The following is a 15,538-nucleotide window of genomic DNA, read 5'->3' as shown; positions in this document are numbered from 1 at the left end:
TTTATGTCTGATTTCTTTGCTCCAGCTGCATTAAGTGTCTCTGAACTCAATGCATGTGCCCGGCAATTACTTGAACAGAATCTGGTTGGTTTATGGATTGGCGGTGAAGTTTCCAATCTTACCCGTGCCGCCAGCGGACACTATTATTTCTCTTTAAAAGATGCCCGTGCACAGGTCAGATGCGTACTGTTTAAAGGCGTGGCACAGCAACTTAGCCGGCCTTTGCAGGAAGGCGATGATCTTGAGGTAGCCGGAAAAATCAGTATTTACGAAGCCCGTGGTGAATTTCAGATTACCATTAATGCTGTGCGGCATAAGGGTTTGGGACAGTTATATGAAGCTTATGAACGTCTGAAGCAACAATTAACTGCGGAAGGTTTATTTTCTCCTCAACGCAAACGCCAGTTACCGCCCCATCCGAAAGTGGTGGGTGTGGTCACCAGTCTAGCCGCAGCAGCTTTGCGCGACGTGGTGACAACTTTACGTCGGCGTCATAGTGGCATCAGCGTGATTGTCTATCCAACGGCGGTACAGGGAGCCGGCAGTGAACAGCAGATTGCATCTGCCATTGCCACTGCCAACGAGCATGCGCAGGCAGATGTACTGATTATCTGCCGCGGCGGCGGTAGTATTGAGGATTTATGGTCTTATAATGAAGAAATTGTGGTACGGGCTGTGGCCGATAGTACTATCCCTACCGTTAGCGGTGTTGGCCATGAAACCGATTTTACCCTAACCGATTTTGCTGCCGATGTGCGCGCACCTACACCAACTGCGGCCGCAGAACTGGTCAGCCCGGATATGGCACAATTACGGCACACTGTTGCTCAATGGCAAACCCACATTCGCCAATTGTTGCAACAGCGCTATTATGATGCTTCACAGAAACTCGACTGGTTGGCACGTCAGTTAAAGCACCCGCAACAAAACTGGCAGCAACAGCAGCAGCAACTATCAGACCTGCAACGCCAGTTACAGCTAAGTATGCAACGTCAGATCAGACAGCAACAGCAAAATCTGTTACAGCAACAACGCAGTTTAAACAGCTTGCGCCCACAAACTACTCATGCGCAGCAGGCACTCGCCTACCGCACACAGCAGTTGCAGCAATTTTGGCATCATATTCTGCTGCGTGCACAGCAGCGCCTACAACAGCAAGCTTCCGTGCTAGAGGCTGTTTCACCGTTGCAGATTCTGGCCAGAGGCTATAGCGTAGTAACCAATCAGCGCGGACAGGTTATTAGCGATAGCAGCAAACTGAAAACCGGCCAGTATCTTAATATCCGCTTTGCTACAGGTGAACGCCGTGTACAGGTGGCTCCGCCCAAAGTTCAGTCTGATTTATTTGATAATTAAGCTTTTGCTGATTTATATAAAGCATTTTAAAACAAGAAGATAATTATCAAAAGGTAATATCCATGAAGCTTAGTTTTATACGCTATTTAATCCTTTTCTCTTTTTTCATATTTCATTCAGGAAGCGTATATGCTGTAAATATTAAAGGACTTTGGACCAATAAAATTTATTTAGATAATAGCGAAATACCATATAGTACTTTTTCAATACAGTTAAAAATAAATACCGATGATACCGTAGCGGGAGAGTTGTGCTCAATTGCTCATTTTGGTAATAAAATAGATTGTCATATAAGATTCAAATCCCGGCTGGCGAATAATCAAATTAAGGTTCATTTTGATAGTACTTTTGGTGGCAAAGACGGTATAGCAATCATTACTTTACAGAGGCATAATTTAAAATGGGATTTAATTACTGCGCCAAATGGAGAATATTATTTTGACAAAAAAGCCATATTGCATCCTGTAAAGATTAAGAATTAAAAAACTTATATTGGCAAAATTAACCATCACAAAAATTTGTCTGAAATACAGCGTATAGATAGTCATCCAAGTAATCAATTAAAACCGACTATTTAAATTCATTCATTAAAATTCTAAATAAACAAGCTATAACCGTATAATACTGAAAGGCACAAATATGAAACTATTGATGATACTAACGATTTTATTGTCTTTCACTTGCTCCGCTGAAGAACTTACCCGTGATTGCTTATATGCTAATAATTATGAATCAGCGAGATATACAATTAAAATCGTTTCTTGTTGTAAAGAAGGAGAATTAGATTGTGATAATGTTTATTATGAAGGCACAAAAAAGAAAGATAAAGCTTTTATACAGTTGAAAGGAAAAACAATAAATGATTATTTATCTCATCGTCTTTTAGGCTATCAATTTCAAAACAATGATTATTTATATATTGTTCAAGATAATTCATTAACAATATATAAAAAAAATAAATTATTACAAAAAGATTTATTAAATCTACTCCATAATTAATTATATTATTTTTTTAAGTTGAAGAACCAAAAAATCTTCACACAGAAAAAATTAAACTTTTCTTTCTTGTGGTTCCCGCCCAACCCAGTCACAGACAAATTGCCAAGCCACCCTGCCCGAGCGACTGCCACGACTCTGGCTCCAGTTAAGTGCAGCACGTCTGGCTATGTCATCCAAGTGTAAACCAGCTTCTTCCAGCCAGTTTTCTACTGCCTGCAAATAGGCATTCTGGTCGAATGGGTAAAAACTCAGCCACAAACCGAAGCGATCAGATAATGATACCTTTTCTTCTACCGCCTCCTGTGGGTGGACTTCGCCACCACTACCAGTCTGTGCAAGGTTGTCGGCCATATATTCAGGCATCAGATGCCGACGATTGGAAGTAGCATAAACCAGTACATTGTCACAGCGCTGTGACAAGCCACCATCCAGCGTAGTTTTCAATGCCTTGTAAGCATCGTCGCCGTCTTCAAACGATAAATCATCACAAAAAAGAATAAATTTTTCTGGCCGTTGCGCCAGCATAGTAAGCAACGCGGGTAAAGTGAGCAAATCACTTTTATCCACTTCCACCAGACGTAAGCCCTGAGCAGCATATTGATGCAATAATGCTTTAACCAGTGATGATTTACCCGTACCACGCGCACCTGTCATTAATACATTGTTTGCTGGCCGGCCAGCAAGAAACTGTTCGGTATTGCGCACCAGCTGGCGTCGTTGTTCATCTACTGCAGCCAGACAGTTCAGGGCAAAAGTGTGTGGATGGGGCAGGCTTTCCAGAATGCCCTTATTACCCAGCCTATGCCAGCGATAAGCAACCGCCGTCCAGTCTGGCTCCTGAGCTAATGGTGGTAAGATGGCGTCCAGCCGCTGTAATACAGTGGCAGCCAGTTCTATCAGTTCCCTACGTTTCATCTCTAGTTTCCTTTTGCTTTAACTCGTGGTGTTATGCATGCTTTTGCAATAACAAAGCATATGGCGCATTATGTACCCGATTAATAAAAGCATATTTTAATACCGCTATCTGCTGTTGTGGTAAGCCGGCAGCCCATTCCTGTACTGCGTGAGCTTCAATTCTGCCCTGCTCATGCCCCGGATATAAAACCGCAGCCAGCACCCCATTAATCGCCAGATGAGCTAATCCGGCCTGCATGGCTTGCAGTGTTGTAGAGGCTTTAGTAGTACAGTTTTTGTCTGCTCCCGGTAAATAGCCCAGATTAAACATAATGGCACTAATTTCACCCTCAATATAATCATCCAGATGCTCATGCCCGGCCTCAATCAGCTCAACCCGTTCACGCATGTCTGCATTGACCAATCTTTTACTGGTTGCCTGCAATGCAGCTTTCTGGATATCAAAGGCCATTACCTTACCCTGTTCGCCAACACATTTGGCCAGAAAAAGAGTATCGTGCCCGTTACCCGCTGTAGCATCTATCACCGTATCACCAGCCTGCACCACTTGCTGAATACTGGCATGTACAAAGTCCAGAATATTTAAGAGCATAAACCCACTACTACCTGCTAGCTGATGCAGAGCAATGTCTGATTACATTTATAAACAAATACATGTCAAGGATATCAAAATATTTCTATATTAACAAAATACCTGCACAAACTGAGTGAGCTGTTTTCTTGCCTGTACAGCGGTATCTGGGCAGATAAATATTTATATTTATTAAACCTTACATGCCCAATTCTCGTAAAAAACGAATATCGTCAGCCCAGCCAGATTTAACTTTTGCCCAAACCTTTAAAAATACTTTGGTTTCAAACAGCTTTTCCATATCCAAGCGTGCTTCAGTGGAAATTTTTTTCAGTTTTTCCCCACCTTTACCAATCAGAATACCTTTCTGGCTGTCTTTATCCACCAGAACTGCAATATAAATCTGGTATAGCCCATCCTCTTCGGCAAACTGCTCCACTTCAACGTTCATGGCATATGGCAGCTCTTCACCCAGATAGCGAAACAGCTTTTCGCGCACAATTTCCATAGCCAGAAATCGTGCCGATTTATCTGTTACCATATCTTCAGGATAAAGCGGGATTCCCTGTGGGAGCATGGGTTTGAGTGTATGTACCAGTTGGGCAACACCCAAACCATGCTTGGCACTCACCAGTGCCACCTTGGTAAAAGTAAAAGCCTGCTGTACTTCTTCAATAAAAGCCTGCATGACACTTTGGTCTTTTGCTTTATCCTTGTCTACCTTATTAACGACCAGCACCACGGGAATACGCTGCGGTAATTGCTGCAATACTTCGCGATCTGCATCAGAAAAGCGTAATGCCTCAATCACAAAAACAATCACATCTACACCAGCTACTGCTTCAGTAACATTCTGATTCAAACGATCATTCAGTGCATTACGGTGATAAGTCTGAAAGCCTGGCGTATCAACAAAGATCAATTGCGCTTCATTATCGGTATAAATACCATTAACTCTATGGCGGGTAGTCTGAGCTTTTTTACTGGTAATACTGATTTTCTGGCCAATAAGGTGATTCATTAATGTCGATTTACCCACATTCGGGCGGCCGACAATGGCAACAAAGCCACAGCGAAAATTGTCTGACGGAGATGGATAATTATGACTAGGCACTTCAGACATACACTCTTTCCAAAAGATATAAAATAACCACAGCGTAGCGAATAATAAACTGGCATTTTCCAAAATATGGAATTTTAAAAGACAATAAATTTACCAATGCAACGTTGCAAAAACAGATTATAGGCTATGAATCTGCATAGTTAAAAATAGAAACTAGTGTATTCCTGAATAATTGCTTGTTCTGCAAGTTTTCTTTACCCATTTTATACCGCGTTGAATCTTCAGCACATCAGCATTGCTGCCGTGCTACACATAAGGCTTAGAGCAAATTACATTTTACAAATTAGATTCTTACAACTTGACTAATCAATATTTTCAAATAGTTTATGGACAATAAACGGATGAAGTATTGAAACGGGCAACATATACAAACACCCCCAGAAATTATGATTTCTTACTGATGCAACCAGATAAAGCATGTTTTTACCGGGATTAGAAGTATTCTCAGTAATCCGCACGCATACGCAAACGTCCAAATGCGAATCTTTCACAATCAAAGTAAGCTTATCCGCAGTGTCTTCGGTTATGGTAAAAAAATGAGCTGTATTTATCTGGCCGGATTTATACTTGTCCTCATTCAGATTAGTAAACCCTTGTATAGCCCGCACGCCTGCCGGTTTGACTAGAATATCCCTAAGCTTAAATAACATCCTTAGCCATTCGGGCTGATTAGATGTCATCATTTTATAAGCTTCATATGCTGTAATATTTTTGCAAATTTCTTTCTTCTGGCAATCCAGATAATCCAATTTTTCTGCAACCAGAGTAACATTATCAGGTAGCTCAGTCAGCGTTTTGGAAATTGTCGTTTGCCTGTTAATCATTTTTTTCCTTATCGATATAAATATTTAAGTAATCTGAGTGCTTATACAGGGAATACTGATTTTCCAGTGAATTGGATGATATTTGCCCATACTGGAATACTTGACACTGGCTAATCAACAGCTCAATTTTCGTTATTGAATAATTGATTTTTTAACAGGAATATATCTTTTCTCTAGCTTATTCCAATGATATATCATAGATACCTTTTTTGCGTTACCCTTTTCCGACCAAAGAATATCTTTCATTCCATCATGTGACGTTGGCAGAATTCTAATAATATAAACATTTTCATGAATTTCATGGTCACGTGTGCCATCTTCATGCCATTCTCCTGCATAATTAGCAAAGTGATACGTCGGTGCATTGAAAACTGGCAGTAATTCACCGTTAATCACAGCAAATAATGTTACTGATTCATCAAGAGCTCCTCCGCCTGCATAGCCTGTAGATGTATTATGCCATACACCAAAAGCTAATACATCCGAGCTTAATCGATATGGAGCAAAATCATAACGCCTCGGATTTCCAATAACCTGCACACCTGAATCATTATTCAGAAGAAAGCCACTGTTTTCCAGATCAGTACCGCTTTCAATCCATGGCTTAGCCATCAATGAAAAGCCTTTTATCTGATCAAAATGCAACACAGCAATGACTGTTTTACCTTTTTCCAGATAATGACAGTGATCGTTATTATCTTTCTGAATACTAGAACAGGCTATAAAAATATAGGTATCAGGTTGACTTGGCCATGCCTTAATGCCCGCAAAATGCCAGTTTTCCTCACCTGCCTTCTTCGCATCGACTAAAGCCAGAATTTTTTTAAATTCATCTGATTTTGAAAAAAAATCACGACCAAAATAATCAATTGGCTTTACATCCTCCAGCTCCTCTGCAACAAATTCCCGACCAGCGGAATGGTTAATATTGGGATAGACTTCGTCAAGAGAATGCACTGTTTTTGCCCATATACTATGGCTTAGTAACAGGGCAAGAAACCATAAAAATCTCATCTGTATACCGATTATGGTTGATAATTTATTTTTTTCGAATTTTTGCTGACGGAAAATTCTTTTCTAACCAAGCCAGAGCCGTCTGTGCCGTTTGCTGTTCTGCTTCACGTCGGCTATGTCCTGCTGCTTCAGTTTGAAAACCAGTTTCTCCCAAATCACATTGCACTACGAATTGCTGATCATGCGCATCACCAATCTGGTCTACAATTCTGTATTTGGGCAATGGCATATGCCTTGCCTGTAGGGCTTCCTGCAACCGTGTTTTTGCATCCTTACCACTATTTTGCGGATTGATATGCCGGATTCGTTCTGCATATAAACGGCGTACCACAGCTTCGGCTGTATTGAAATCGGCATCAAAACTCACAGCGGCAAACAATGCCTCCATTGCATCTGCCAGTGTGGACGGACGCCTAAAGCCGCCGCTTTTCAATTCGCCGCTACCCAGCAACAGAGCATCACCTACTTTTAATTCAGTTGCGATTTGTGCCAGTGTTTCCTGATTCACCAGATTAGCACGCATTCTGGACAGCTCACCTTCTGTCAGGCGCGGAAACGCCTCAAACAGCATTTTGGCTACAGAATAATTCAAAATTGAGTCACCAATAAACTCAAACCGCTCATTGTGTAACGCGCTGTAACTACGATGGGTCAATGCCTGTTGCAATAATTTCGATTGCTTAAAATGATAGCCAAACATTTTTTGAACATAACCCAAAGCATTTTCATGCCGTACATCAGTTTTTTTCATTTAACTTTCTTTAATAATGAATTAATTATCTTTCAGGCAGAACTCTTTAATCAATCTGTACTATCAGAATCAATATAGTGTTGCCGCATAGACAAAGCGCAAGACTGAATCTTGCGCTTGAAATCAGACATTACTGAATTTTGGTGCCGATTCGTTTCATATCACCCATATTCAGCCATATCAGAAACGCTTTGCCTACAACCAGTCTGTCATCTACAAAGCCCCAGTAGCGACTATCTTCACTGTTATCGCGATTGTCACCCATCATGAAGTATTTTCCAGCCGGAACGGTACAACTGAATCCACTGCCATCAGGATAATAGGTACACAACTCACGATTGGAAAAAGACCGTACACCTTGAAGAATAACTGAAGGCTGTTGTGGCATTTTTAACACTTCAACCAATTTATTATCAAGCTGTTCAGTCACTTGCTGAGCCTGAATTGGCATTGTGCCAAAATTGGGTACCTGCTCTGCATAGTTGTATAGCTTCTGCTCATCTATATCGTTGACTACCTTACCATTGATTGTCAGTGTTTTATCCTTATAAGTGATAACATCACCCGGTAAACCTATCACCCGTTTAATATAGTTTATCCGTGTATCTTCTGGATAATTGAATACCATCACATCACCGCGCTCAACTTTGCTTACGGGAATCAGTACATTATTCAGAATCGGCAGGCGAATACCATACACAAATTTATTCACCAGAATAAAATCACCGGAAATCAAACCCGGGCGCATTGAGCTGGATGGAATTTGAAAAGGTTCTGCCACAAAAGTACGCAGTATAAACACCAGCAAAATGATGGGAAAAAAACCACTCATATAATCTGTAAAGTGATTATCGTCCATCTGGCTGGGATTCTTTTTCTGCCGGCGCCGGTGTACAAACCAGGCTATACCAGTAAATAGCACAAATAGTAACAATACTGCGGTAAAACTTATCTGTGTTGATAACAGACCAAAAGCACCGACCAGTATCAGCAGATAGCCCCATTGCAATGCGCCACTCCACTCACCATTTTCCTCGCGCACTTTTGCGCTTTTGAAAAACAGCAGAATACCCAGCACCAGAAGTACTGCTGCACCTATAATCATCGTATTCGACATGTATTAATCTCCAACCTGCAAAATCGCCAGAAAGGCAGTTTGCGGAATTTCCACATTGCCTACCTGTTTCATGCGTTTTTTACCGGCTTTCTGTTTTTCCAGTAATTTTTTCTTGCGGGTAATATCACCGCCATAACATTTTGCCAGCACATTCTTGCGCAGCGCCTTAACATTTTCGCGGGCAATAATCTTACCGCCTATTGCCGCCTGTACGGCAATATCAAACATCTGGCGGGGAATCAGTTCACGCATTTTTGCTACCAGTTCCCGGCCGCGATGAACTGAATTACTGCGATGCACAATCAGACTTAGCGCATCAACCTTTTCACTATTCACCAGAATATCCAGCTTCACCAAATCCACAGCTCTGAATTCAAGGAATTCATAATCCAATGAAGCATAACCGCGCGAAGTAGATTTCAGTTTATCGAAGAAATCCATTACCACTTCATTCATCGGCATATCATAAGTCAGCATTACCTGCCGCCCCATATACTGCATATTTTTTTGTACACCGCGTTTCTGGTTGCATAGTGTCATTACCGCACCCACATATTCCTGCGGCAGCAATATGGTTGCAGTGATAATGGGTTCATAAATCGCATCAAGCGTACCGATGTCCGGTAATTTGGATGGATTCTCAATTTCAATGCGTTCGCCACTTTTCAGCAACACTTCATATACCACTGTCGGCGCAGTGGTAATTAAATCCATGTCAAATTCGCGTTCCAGCCTTTCCTGCACAATTTCCAGATGCAACAGGCCGAGAAAGCCGCAGCGAAAACCAAAACCCAGTGCCTGAGAAACCTCTGGCTCAAATTTCAGTGCCGCATCATTAAGCTGTAATTTTTCCAGCGCTTCGCGTAGCGCATCATAGTCGTGGCTTTCTACCGGATAGAGGCCAGCAAACACCTGTGGCTGCACCTCTTTGAAGCCGGGTAAAGGTTCACTGGCCGGCTCACGTGCCAAAGTAATGGTATCACCCACTTTGGCTGACCCCAATTCTTTGACACCAGTGATCAGAAAGCCTACATCACCCGCTTTTAACTCTTGTTTCTGCACAGATTTCGGGGTAAATACGCCTAGCTGTTCAACCTGCGTTTCAGCACCCGTGGCCATGAAGCGGACTTTATCTTTCAGGCGCACGGTACCATCCACCATGCGTATCAACATCACTACGCCAACATAATTATCAAACCATGAATCAATAATTAATGCTTTTAATGGTGCCTCAGCCTTTCCAGTAGGCGCGGGAACTTTCTTGACAATTTCTTCCAGTACATCTTCAATACCGATACCACTTTTAGCCGAGCAGCGCACAGCTTCCATGGCTTCAATGCCAATAATATCTTCTATTTCTTCGATTACCCGCTCTGGTTCCGCTGCCGGTAAATCAATCTTGTTCAGTACCGGCAGTACCTCTACGCCCAGATCTATTGCAGTGTAGCAATTAGCTACAGTTTGTGCTTCTACACCCTGCGAAGCATCCACCACAAGCAATGCACCTTCACAGGCCGACAGCGAACGCGATACTTCATAAGAGAAGTCCACATGTCCCGGGGTATCAATCAGATTGAGCTGATAAATCTGCCCATCACGCGCCTTATACTGCAAGGCTGCTGTTTGTGCCTTGATGGTAATGCCGCGTTCTTTTTCAATGTCCATGGAATCGAGTACCTGAGCACTCATTTCCCGATTTTCAAGACCACCACAATACTGAATGAAACGATCAGCCAGTGTAGACTTCCCATGGTCAATATGGGCGATAATGGAGAAATTGCGTATATTGTTCATGCAAGCCAATGATTAGTTAATTCAATCAATAGTATCCCAGTATCTTTAATACCCAGACACCGGAAAACCAGAAATAACTGCTTATTTTAACGGAATGTGCTCAAGTGCGCCGAAGAATTTATAGCAAACAAAAAATTTTTTTATATTAACAAATAAATCGGATTCAATTCACATCAATATCATCTATTTGCTCTTTAACGCCAAACAGACTATATCATTGACATAAATAACCATTATCATTTATTCTGCAAGATGCATTCCAATTAATGCTGAGCTTTAGTTATATGACTATAACTTTATTAAAAAGAATCACTAAATATACCTTTTATAGCATAATAGCCATCATTATTTTTCTGATACTTCTTTATCATTGGGTAAGCAAACAGGCCGCACCTTATACATTCACAGACAGCAATCAGCTCAGTCCTCGCACTGTAGGTCTTGTATTAGGTACGGCAAAATATCTGCGCAATAGCAAACTAAATCCTTTTTACCAATATCGTATTGCAGGCGCTGTCAAACTTTACCAACAGGGAAAAATTAAACATTTGCTTTTGAGTGGAGACCACTCCCGCAAAAACTACAATGAACCAGAAACTATGCAGCAAGACTTGATTCGGGCAGGTATTCCAGCTTCATCCATGACACTGGATTATGGTGGGTTAAGGACTTTAGACTCTATCCTTCGAGCCGAAAAAATTTTTCAGGTAAACAGTTTTACCATTATTACGCAACGTTTTCATTGTGACCGCGCCATACTTATTTCCCGAAAACATCAACTAGATGCGCAATGCTATGCAGTAGCCGCTCCAACCGGCAAGAATTATGTAAAAGTAATATTCCGTGAAATTTTAGCACGAGTCAAAGCTGTTAGTGACCTATATATCAAACACAAACAACCCAAATTTTTAGGCCAGCCGGAACCAATATTTCCCTCTGCACAACACTAGCTGACTACTCTGAAAACACCGATAATATAAGCTCGCAGGCAATAGCAATACTCTCAACCAGCAAGATAGATACTCGACATCGAAAATCAGCTACAAAAAGAATACAATATACCTAGTTTAAATTAGTGGCTCATATGAAAGTGGTTTCATGCTTAAAATTAGTACCCAGTTTGATGGCGGCAATGTAGAAATTGTAGATGCTCAAAATCCTGACAATATTCAACTGAGATTACCAAAAGACAACGCAGCCAATATTCGTCAATGGTTTTATTTCCGCGTACAGGGCGTAGCCTACCAGAATCTTCAGCTACACTTTATCAATGCTGCTGAATCTGCCTATCCAGCCGGCTGGGAAGATTATGAGGCAATGTGCTCTTATGATCGCGTTAACTGGTTTCGCGTTCCAACAACTTACGAAAACGGAATACTCAGCATTAATCACACACCATTGGCAAACAGTGTTTATTACGCTTATTTTGAACCGTATTCCTATGAACAGCATCTTAATTTACTTGGCGATTCACAAAGTAGCGGACTGTGCCAAATAGAAGACTTAGGCAGTACACTGCAAGGACGTGATATTAATTTGTTAACTATCGGCAATCAAGCAGCCAGTGATCTGAAAATATGGATTATTGCGCGCCAGCATCCGGGCGAAACCATGGCAGAATGGTTTATCGAAGGATTACTCAATCGTTTGCTTGATCATCAGGATTCAACTGCTCGCGCATTATTGGATCAAGCCACTTTTTATATCGTTCCTAATATGAATCCAGACGGTTCTGTATTAGGAAATCTGCGCACTAATGCAGCCGGTGTTAATTTAAATCGTGAATGGTTACAGCCCAGCATGGAGCGCAGTCCAGAGGTTTCGGTAGTTCGTCAAAAAATGCATGAAACCGGCGTCGATTTATTTCTGGATATTCATGGTGATGAATCAATTCCCTATGTATTTCTTTCCGGTAATGAGGGCATACCCTCTTTTGATGAGCGCCTGTATACATTACAGGAACAGTTCAAGCAGGCCTTTCTGATGGCCAGCCCAGATTTTCAGGATAAATATGGTTATGAAAAAGATGCACCGGGCGAGGCAAATCTGAATATGGCTACATCTTATATTGGTGAAACTTTTAAATGTTTAGCCTATACCTTGGAAATGCCATTTAAAGATAACCATCAGTGGCCAGATGATGACTTTGGCTGGAATGGACAGCGTTCTCTGCGTCTGGGTGAAGCCATTCTAAGCCCGATCTATGCCATACTTGACAGTTTGCGTTAATTTCCACATGTTGTATCCTAAGCTTGACCATGTTTCAGAATTTTTTTGTATTTTTTAGTAAAATCAAATGATTAAAAATTACATGCGCAGCATAATAAAGCTGGGTTATTTGTAATCATGTTGTCTATATTCATTATCAATGCTTAGGAAACAATCATGAAAAAAAGCATACTTGTATACAGCATCATCAGCGTTCTTTCTCTGGCCGCCTGTTCACGTGAGGATTCAACCTCATCACCGCAATTAAGCTGTAATAGTGAACAGTTACGCAACCAGATTCAGCAAACCCTGCAAACCGGCATTGATAACAATGCGCGCCAGTTTGCCCAAAATGACAGCCGCCAGTTTGTGGATGCCGAAAAAGTAATCGGTGCCAGCCATGAGCTGAATATTGCTTTATCAGATGGTAAGTTAGATAAGGACAGTAATGGTAATCCAATTTGCAGCAGTGAATTAAAGATTACTGTTCCAGCCAATATCTGGCAACAAATTCAAACTAATGCACCACTGTTATTCGGTAAATCAGATTTCATTGCACATCTGAATCAGCAGTTACAGGGCAATGAAGTTACTTTACATGACAGCATTTTCACCAAGCCCGTAAAATATGCTCCCGTTGCCGGCAATACCAATGCAGCCTCAACTACCAGTGCTGCCAGCAATTTCGATCAGGCAGGTATTCAAACATTAGGTACAGTTTTGGGTAATGCTCTGCTACCATATGGTATCAAAGATACCGTGGTTATTGCTGGCCATACTTACAATCGCGCCGATGCTATTACCCTGATTACCAATCCTAATGCAAAAGTTTCGCCCATAGACCAGCTAAGCCCAACTGCGCAAATGGCCAGTGCCATTCTTAATGGCCATATACCTGCTATGGACAGCAACAATCAGGCCGACAGCGGCAATCATACAGGCGAAAACAGCAGCAAACCAACTGAGATTACGGCTAACCAATTGCAACTGGCACGGGATAATAACCGCAATGCCAATAGTGTTATCAATACGCACTGGCGTAATCTCGATGATACTGTACGCAAAACGTTACAGCAGGAAGAGCAGAAATGGATAGCCCGTAAGAACAGTCAATGTCAGGAAAAAGCTGCTAAAGCAGACACACCTGCTCATGCAGAATTCCTGCGACTGGAATGTGATACACAGATGACTAATGAACGCATTAAGTATCTGAGTGGCTACGCCTTACATTAATCCATAATTGCAAACTGGGCACCAGTAATGTTATTTATTGCTGGTGTCTGTTTTTAATCTGGTTATTTATCATTTATTGTATAAAGATATATTCTGGACGTTAACCACAATATCCATATAATACATAAGATCGCCCTGCCAGAAGTTTATACACTGATTTGAAACAGGTAAAAATATTGACCATTTCAAGTTAAAGTTTGAAGAATAGCAGTACGGTAAGTTAGCTTACATTCTCCATATTGGTTCATATACCAGCGAAAATAGTACAATACAAAAGTTAGTAGCTTCTATTTTATTTAATGAATTGAAAATCATTAAAAATATTAATGAAAATATAAATTTATCAGCTCCAACCAATACAGCACAGGATAAATTGAAAACATTCATTCTATATCGCATAGGGTAATATGTCAGAACGAAAAATAATCCATATTGATATGGATGCCTTTTACGCGTCAGTAGAATTGCGCGACCGTCCTGAACTAGAGAACAAACCCGTAGTGGTTGCCTGGGATGGGCCCAGATCGGTTATCTGTGCTGCTTCGTATGTGGCACGCCAGTATGGTTTGCATTCAGCCATGGCTGTCACCACGGCCAAACGCTTATGCCCTCAGGCAATCTATATTTCACCAGATTTCAGTAAATATCGCGCTGTATCACAGCACATCCATAGTATTTTTAACCGCTATACTCAACAGATCGAACCTGTATCACTGGATGAAGCTTATCTGGATGTAACCAGCTATCAGGGAATATTACCCTATGCACGTGATATTGCGCGCGAAATACGCGCCACTATACTGGCAGAAACTGGCTTGACAGCTTCGGCTGGCATTGCACCCAACAAATTTCTGGCTAAAATCGCTTCCGACTGGCGTAAACCCAACGGCCAGTTTGTTATTGCGCCCTCACAGGTTATGGCCTTTTTGCACAAACTGCCATTAGGTAAAATTCCCGGTGTCGGTAAAGTTACCGAACAAAAAATGCACGCCTTAGGCTGGACGACAGTCGGTGATTTGAGTCAGGTAAGCCTGTCTGTTTTAGTGCACCATTTTGGCCGCTGGGGTTATCGGCTGTTTGATTTGGCTCAAGGTCGCGATGACCGTGAAGTGATGGCTGAACGTGACCGTCAGCAAATTTCTACTGAAATTACACTGAATGATAACGAAAATCTGACTGAAATAGCCCATCATCTGCCTGAACTGGCGCAGACGCTGGTTAAAAACATGCAATATAAACAGCTTCAAGGTAGTTGTGTCACATTAAAATTAAAAAATACACATTTTCAGATTTATACCCGCTCTCAAACCTATTCATCTCCTTTACCAGATGCGTCAGCCCTGATTGCCGCCGGACAGGATTTACTTAAACGCATGCCTAACGACAGTGCTCTGTTTCGACTGATAGGTCTGGGTGTCAGCCACTTTCATCAGCACGAATACCAATCCGATTTATGGGCACAGGAGAGCACTTACTAAACAATTTTGGCCTAAATGTTAGCTGTATCCGCATTTTTCTGCCTAAAGCTGATTTGCGACTACATCGCACTACATTTCTCTGGCCTAAGTTAACAAAATAAAGGATAATTACTTCGACAGACTACAAACGGAAGTGTGTAGTCCCCCATCAGAAA

15 protein-coding genes are annotated in these 15,538 nt (G+C 41.6%); 7 read left to right on the top strand and 8 right to left on the bottom strand.

Annotated elements, in window-relative coordinates; genetic code table 11:
* The first annotated feature begins 3 nt into the window (after positions 1 to 3).
* From xseA to MJ764_RS01140, 3 genes are all read left to right on the top strand, one after another.
* Complete coding sequence (gene xseA / locus MJ764_RS01150) at positions 4 to 1,356, top strand: exodeoxyribonuclease VII large subunit (RefSeq protein WP_239323894.1); 1,353 nt, start codon at positions 4 to 6, stop codon at positions 1,354 to 1,356.
* A 62-nt stretch (positions 1,357 to 1,418) separates the two neighbouring features.
* Positions 1,419 to 1,838: a hypothetical protein gene (locus MJ764_RS01145; RefSeq protein ID WP_239323892.1), complete on the top strand. Its 420-nt coding sequence runs from the start codon at positions 1,419 to 1,421 to the stop codon at positions 1,836 to 1,838.
* Between the two features lie 157 nt (positions 1,839 to 1,995).
* Complete coding sequence (locus MJ764_RS01140) at positions 1,996 to 2,355, top strand: hypothetical protein (protein WP_239323890.1); 360 nt, start codon at positions 1,996 to 1,998, stop codon at positions 2,353 to 2,355.
* Between the two features lie 51 nt (positions 2,356 to 2,406).
* On the opposite strand, the gene MJ764_RS01135 is transcribed toward MJ764_RS01140, so the two are convergent.
* The 8 genes from MJ764_RS01135 to lepA form a co-directional block, all read right to left on the bottom strand.
* Entirely contained in the window at positions 2,407 to 3,270 is an 864-nt protein-coding gene (locus tag MJ764_RS01135; RefSeq protein ID WP_239323888.1) for an ATP-binding protein, read from the bottom strand.
* Positions 3,271 to 3,301: 31 nt separating this feature from the next.
* Entirely contained in the window at positions 3,302 to 3,862 is a 561-nt protein-coding gene (gene mnmM / locus MJ764_RS01130) for a tRNA 5-(aminomethyl)-2-thiouridylate-methyltransferase MnmM (RefSeq protein WP_239323886.1), read from the bottom strand.
* Positions 3,863 to 4,040: 178 nt separating this feature from the next.
* Complete coding sequence (gene era / locus MJ764_RS01125) at positions 4,041 to 4,964, bottom strand: GTPase Era (protein WP_239323884.1); 924 nt, start codon at positions 4,962 to 4,964, stop codon at positions 4,041 to 4,043.
* A 302-nt stretch (positions 4,965 to 5,266) separates the two neighbouring features.
* A complete protein-coding gene (locus tag MJ764_RS01120) occupies positions 5,267 to 5,788 on the bottom strand; it encodes a DUF2867 domain-containing protein (protein WP_239323872.1) in 522 nt (173 codons plus the stop codon).
* A 132-nt stretch (positions 5,789 to 5,920) separates the two neighbouring features.
* A complete protein-coding gene (locus MJ764_RS01115; protein ID WP_239323869.1) occupies positions 5,921 to 6,802 on the bottom strand; it encodes a hypothetical protein in 882 nt (293 codons plus the stop codon).
* A 25-nt stretch (positions 6,803 to 6,827) separates the two neighbouring features.
* On the bottom strand, positions 6,828 to 7,553 hold the full coding sequence (gene rnc, locus MJ764_RS01110; RefSeq protein ID WP_420853906.1) for a ribonuclease III: 726 nt from the start codon (positions 7,551 to 7,553) through the stop codon (positions 6,828 to 6,830).
* 130 nt (positions 7,554 to 7,683) lie between these two features.
* Positions 7,684 to 8,670 (bottom strand): signal peptidase I, encoded by a 987-nt coding sequence (lepB, locus tag MJ764_RS01105; protein WP_239323868.1) that lies wholly within the window; start codon positions 8,668 to 8,670, stop codon positions 7,684 to 7,686.
* Between the two features lie 3 nt (positions 8,671 to 8,673).
* Positions 8,674 to 10,464, bottom strand: a complete 1,791-nt coding sequence (gene lepA, locus MJ764_RS01100; RefSeq protein ID WP_239323866.1) for a translation elongation factor 4 — start codon at positions 10,462 to 10,464, stop codon at positions 8,674 to 8,676.
* A 284-nt stretch (positions 10,465 to 10,748) separates the two neighbouring features.
* Between lepA and MJ764_RS01095 the strand changes: the two genes are divergently transcribed.
* The 4 genes from MJ764_RS01095 to dinB all read left to right on the top strand — a co-directional run bounded on the left by MJ764_RS01095 (position 10,749) and on the right by dinB (position 15,383).
* Positions 10,749 to 11,414, top strand: a complete 666-nt coding sequence (locus MJ764_RS01095) for a SanA/YdcF family protein (RefSeq protein ID WP_239323855.1) — start codon at positions 10,749 to 10,751, stop codon at positions 11,412 to 11,414.
* Positions 11,415 to 11,562: 148 nt separating this feature from the next.
* Positions 11,563 to 12,693 (top strand): M14 family metallopeptidase, encoded by a 1,131-nt coding sequence (locus tag MJ764_RS01090; RefSeq protein ID WP_239323853.1) that lies wholly within the window; start codon positions 11,563 to 11,565, stop codon positions 12,691 to 12,693.
* 156 nt (positions 12,694 to 12,849) lie between these two features.
* Positions 12,850 to 13,905 carry a lysozyme inhibitor LprI family protein gene (locus tag MJ764_RS01085; RefSeq protein ID WP_239323851.1) on the top strand — a complete coding sequence of 352 codons (1,056 nt, stop codon included), beginning with the start codon at positions 12,850 to 12,852 and terminating at the stop codon, positions 13,903 to 13,905.
* 407 nt (positions 13,906 to 14,312) lie between these two features.
* Positions 14,313 to 15,383 (top strand): DNA polymerase IV, encoded by a 1,071-nt coding sequence (gene dinB / locus MJ764_RS01080; protein ID WP_239323848.1) that lies wholly within the window; start codon positions 14,313 to 14,315, stop codon positions 15,381 to 15,383.
* Positions 15,384 to 15,538: the final 155 nt, after the last annotated feature.

It is taken from the genome of Snodgrassella gandavensis (assembly GCF_914768025.1).
Lineage (GTDB): Bacteria > Pseudomonadota > Gammaproteobacteria > Burkholderiales > Neisseriaceae > Snodgrassella > Snodgrassella gandavensis.
This window is presented reverse-complemented; position numbering and strand designations above follow the sequence as displayed.

What these genes read in the sequence shown, in the direction of transcription:
- MJ764_RS01135 (WP_239323888.1), bottom strand. Translation starts at nt 3,270, where the DNA reads ATGAAACGTAGGGAACTGATAGAACTGGCTGCCACTGTATTACAGCGG.
- MJ764_RS01140 (WP_239323890.1), top strand. Translation starts at nt 1,996, where the DNA reads ATGAAACTATTGATGATACTAACGATTTTATTGTCTTTCACTTGCTCC.
- MJ764_RS01085 (WP_239323851.1), top strand. Translation starts at nt 12,850, where the DNA reads ATGAAAAAAAGCATACTTGTATACAGCATCATCAGCGTTCTTTCTCTG.
- MJ764_RS01115 (WP_239323869.1), bottom strand. Translation starts at nt 6,802, where the DNA reads ATGAGATTTTTATGGTTTCTTGCCCTGTTACTAAGCCATAGTATATGG.
- lepB (WP_239323868.1), bottom strand. Translation starts at nt 8,670, where the DNA reads ATGTCGAATACGATGATTATAGGTGCAGCAGTACTTCTGGTGCTGGGT.
- era (WP_239323884.1), bottom strand. Translation starts at nt 4,964, where the DNA reads ATGTCTGAAGTGCCTAGTCATAATTATCCATCTCCGTCAGACAATTTT.
- xseA (WP_239323894.1), top strand. Translation starts at nt 4, where the DNA reads ATGTCTGATTTCTTTGCTCCAGCTGCATTAAGTGTCTCTGAACTCAAT.
- MJ764_RS01090 (WP_239323853.1), top strand. Translation starts at nt 11,563, where the DNA reads ATGCTTAAAATTAGTACCCAGTTTGATGGCGGCAATGTAGAAATTGTA.
- mnmM (WP_239323886.1), bottom strand. Translation starts at nt 3,862, where the DNA reads ATGCTCTTAAATATTCTGGACTTTGTACATGCCAGTATTCAGCAAGTG.
- MJ764_RS01145 (WP_239323892.1), top strand. Translation starts at nt 1,419, where the DNA reads ATGAAGCTTAGTTTTATACGCTATTTAATCCTTTTCTCTTTTTTCATA.
- rnc (WP_420853906.1), bottom strand. Translation starts at nt 7,553, where the DNA reads ATGAAAAAAACTGATGTACGGCATGAAAATGCTTTGGGTTATGTTCAA.
- MJ764_RS01095 (WP_239323855.1), top strand. Translation starts at nt 10,749, where the DNA reads ATGACTATAACTTTATTAAAAAGAATCACTAAATATACCTTTTATAGC.
- lepA (WP_239323866.1), bottom strand. Translation starts at nt 10,464, where the DNA reads ATGAACAATATACGCAATTTCTCCATTATCGCCCATATTGACCATGGG.
- MJ764_RS01120 (WP_239323872.1), bottom strand. Translation starts at nt 5,788, where the DNA reads ATGATTAACAGGCAAACGACAATTTCCAAAACGCTGACTGAGCTACCT.
- dinB (WP_239323848.1), top strand. Translation starts at nt 14,313, where the DNA reads ATGTCAGAACGAAAAATAATCCATATTGATATGGATGCCTTTTACGCG.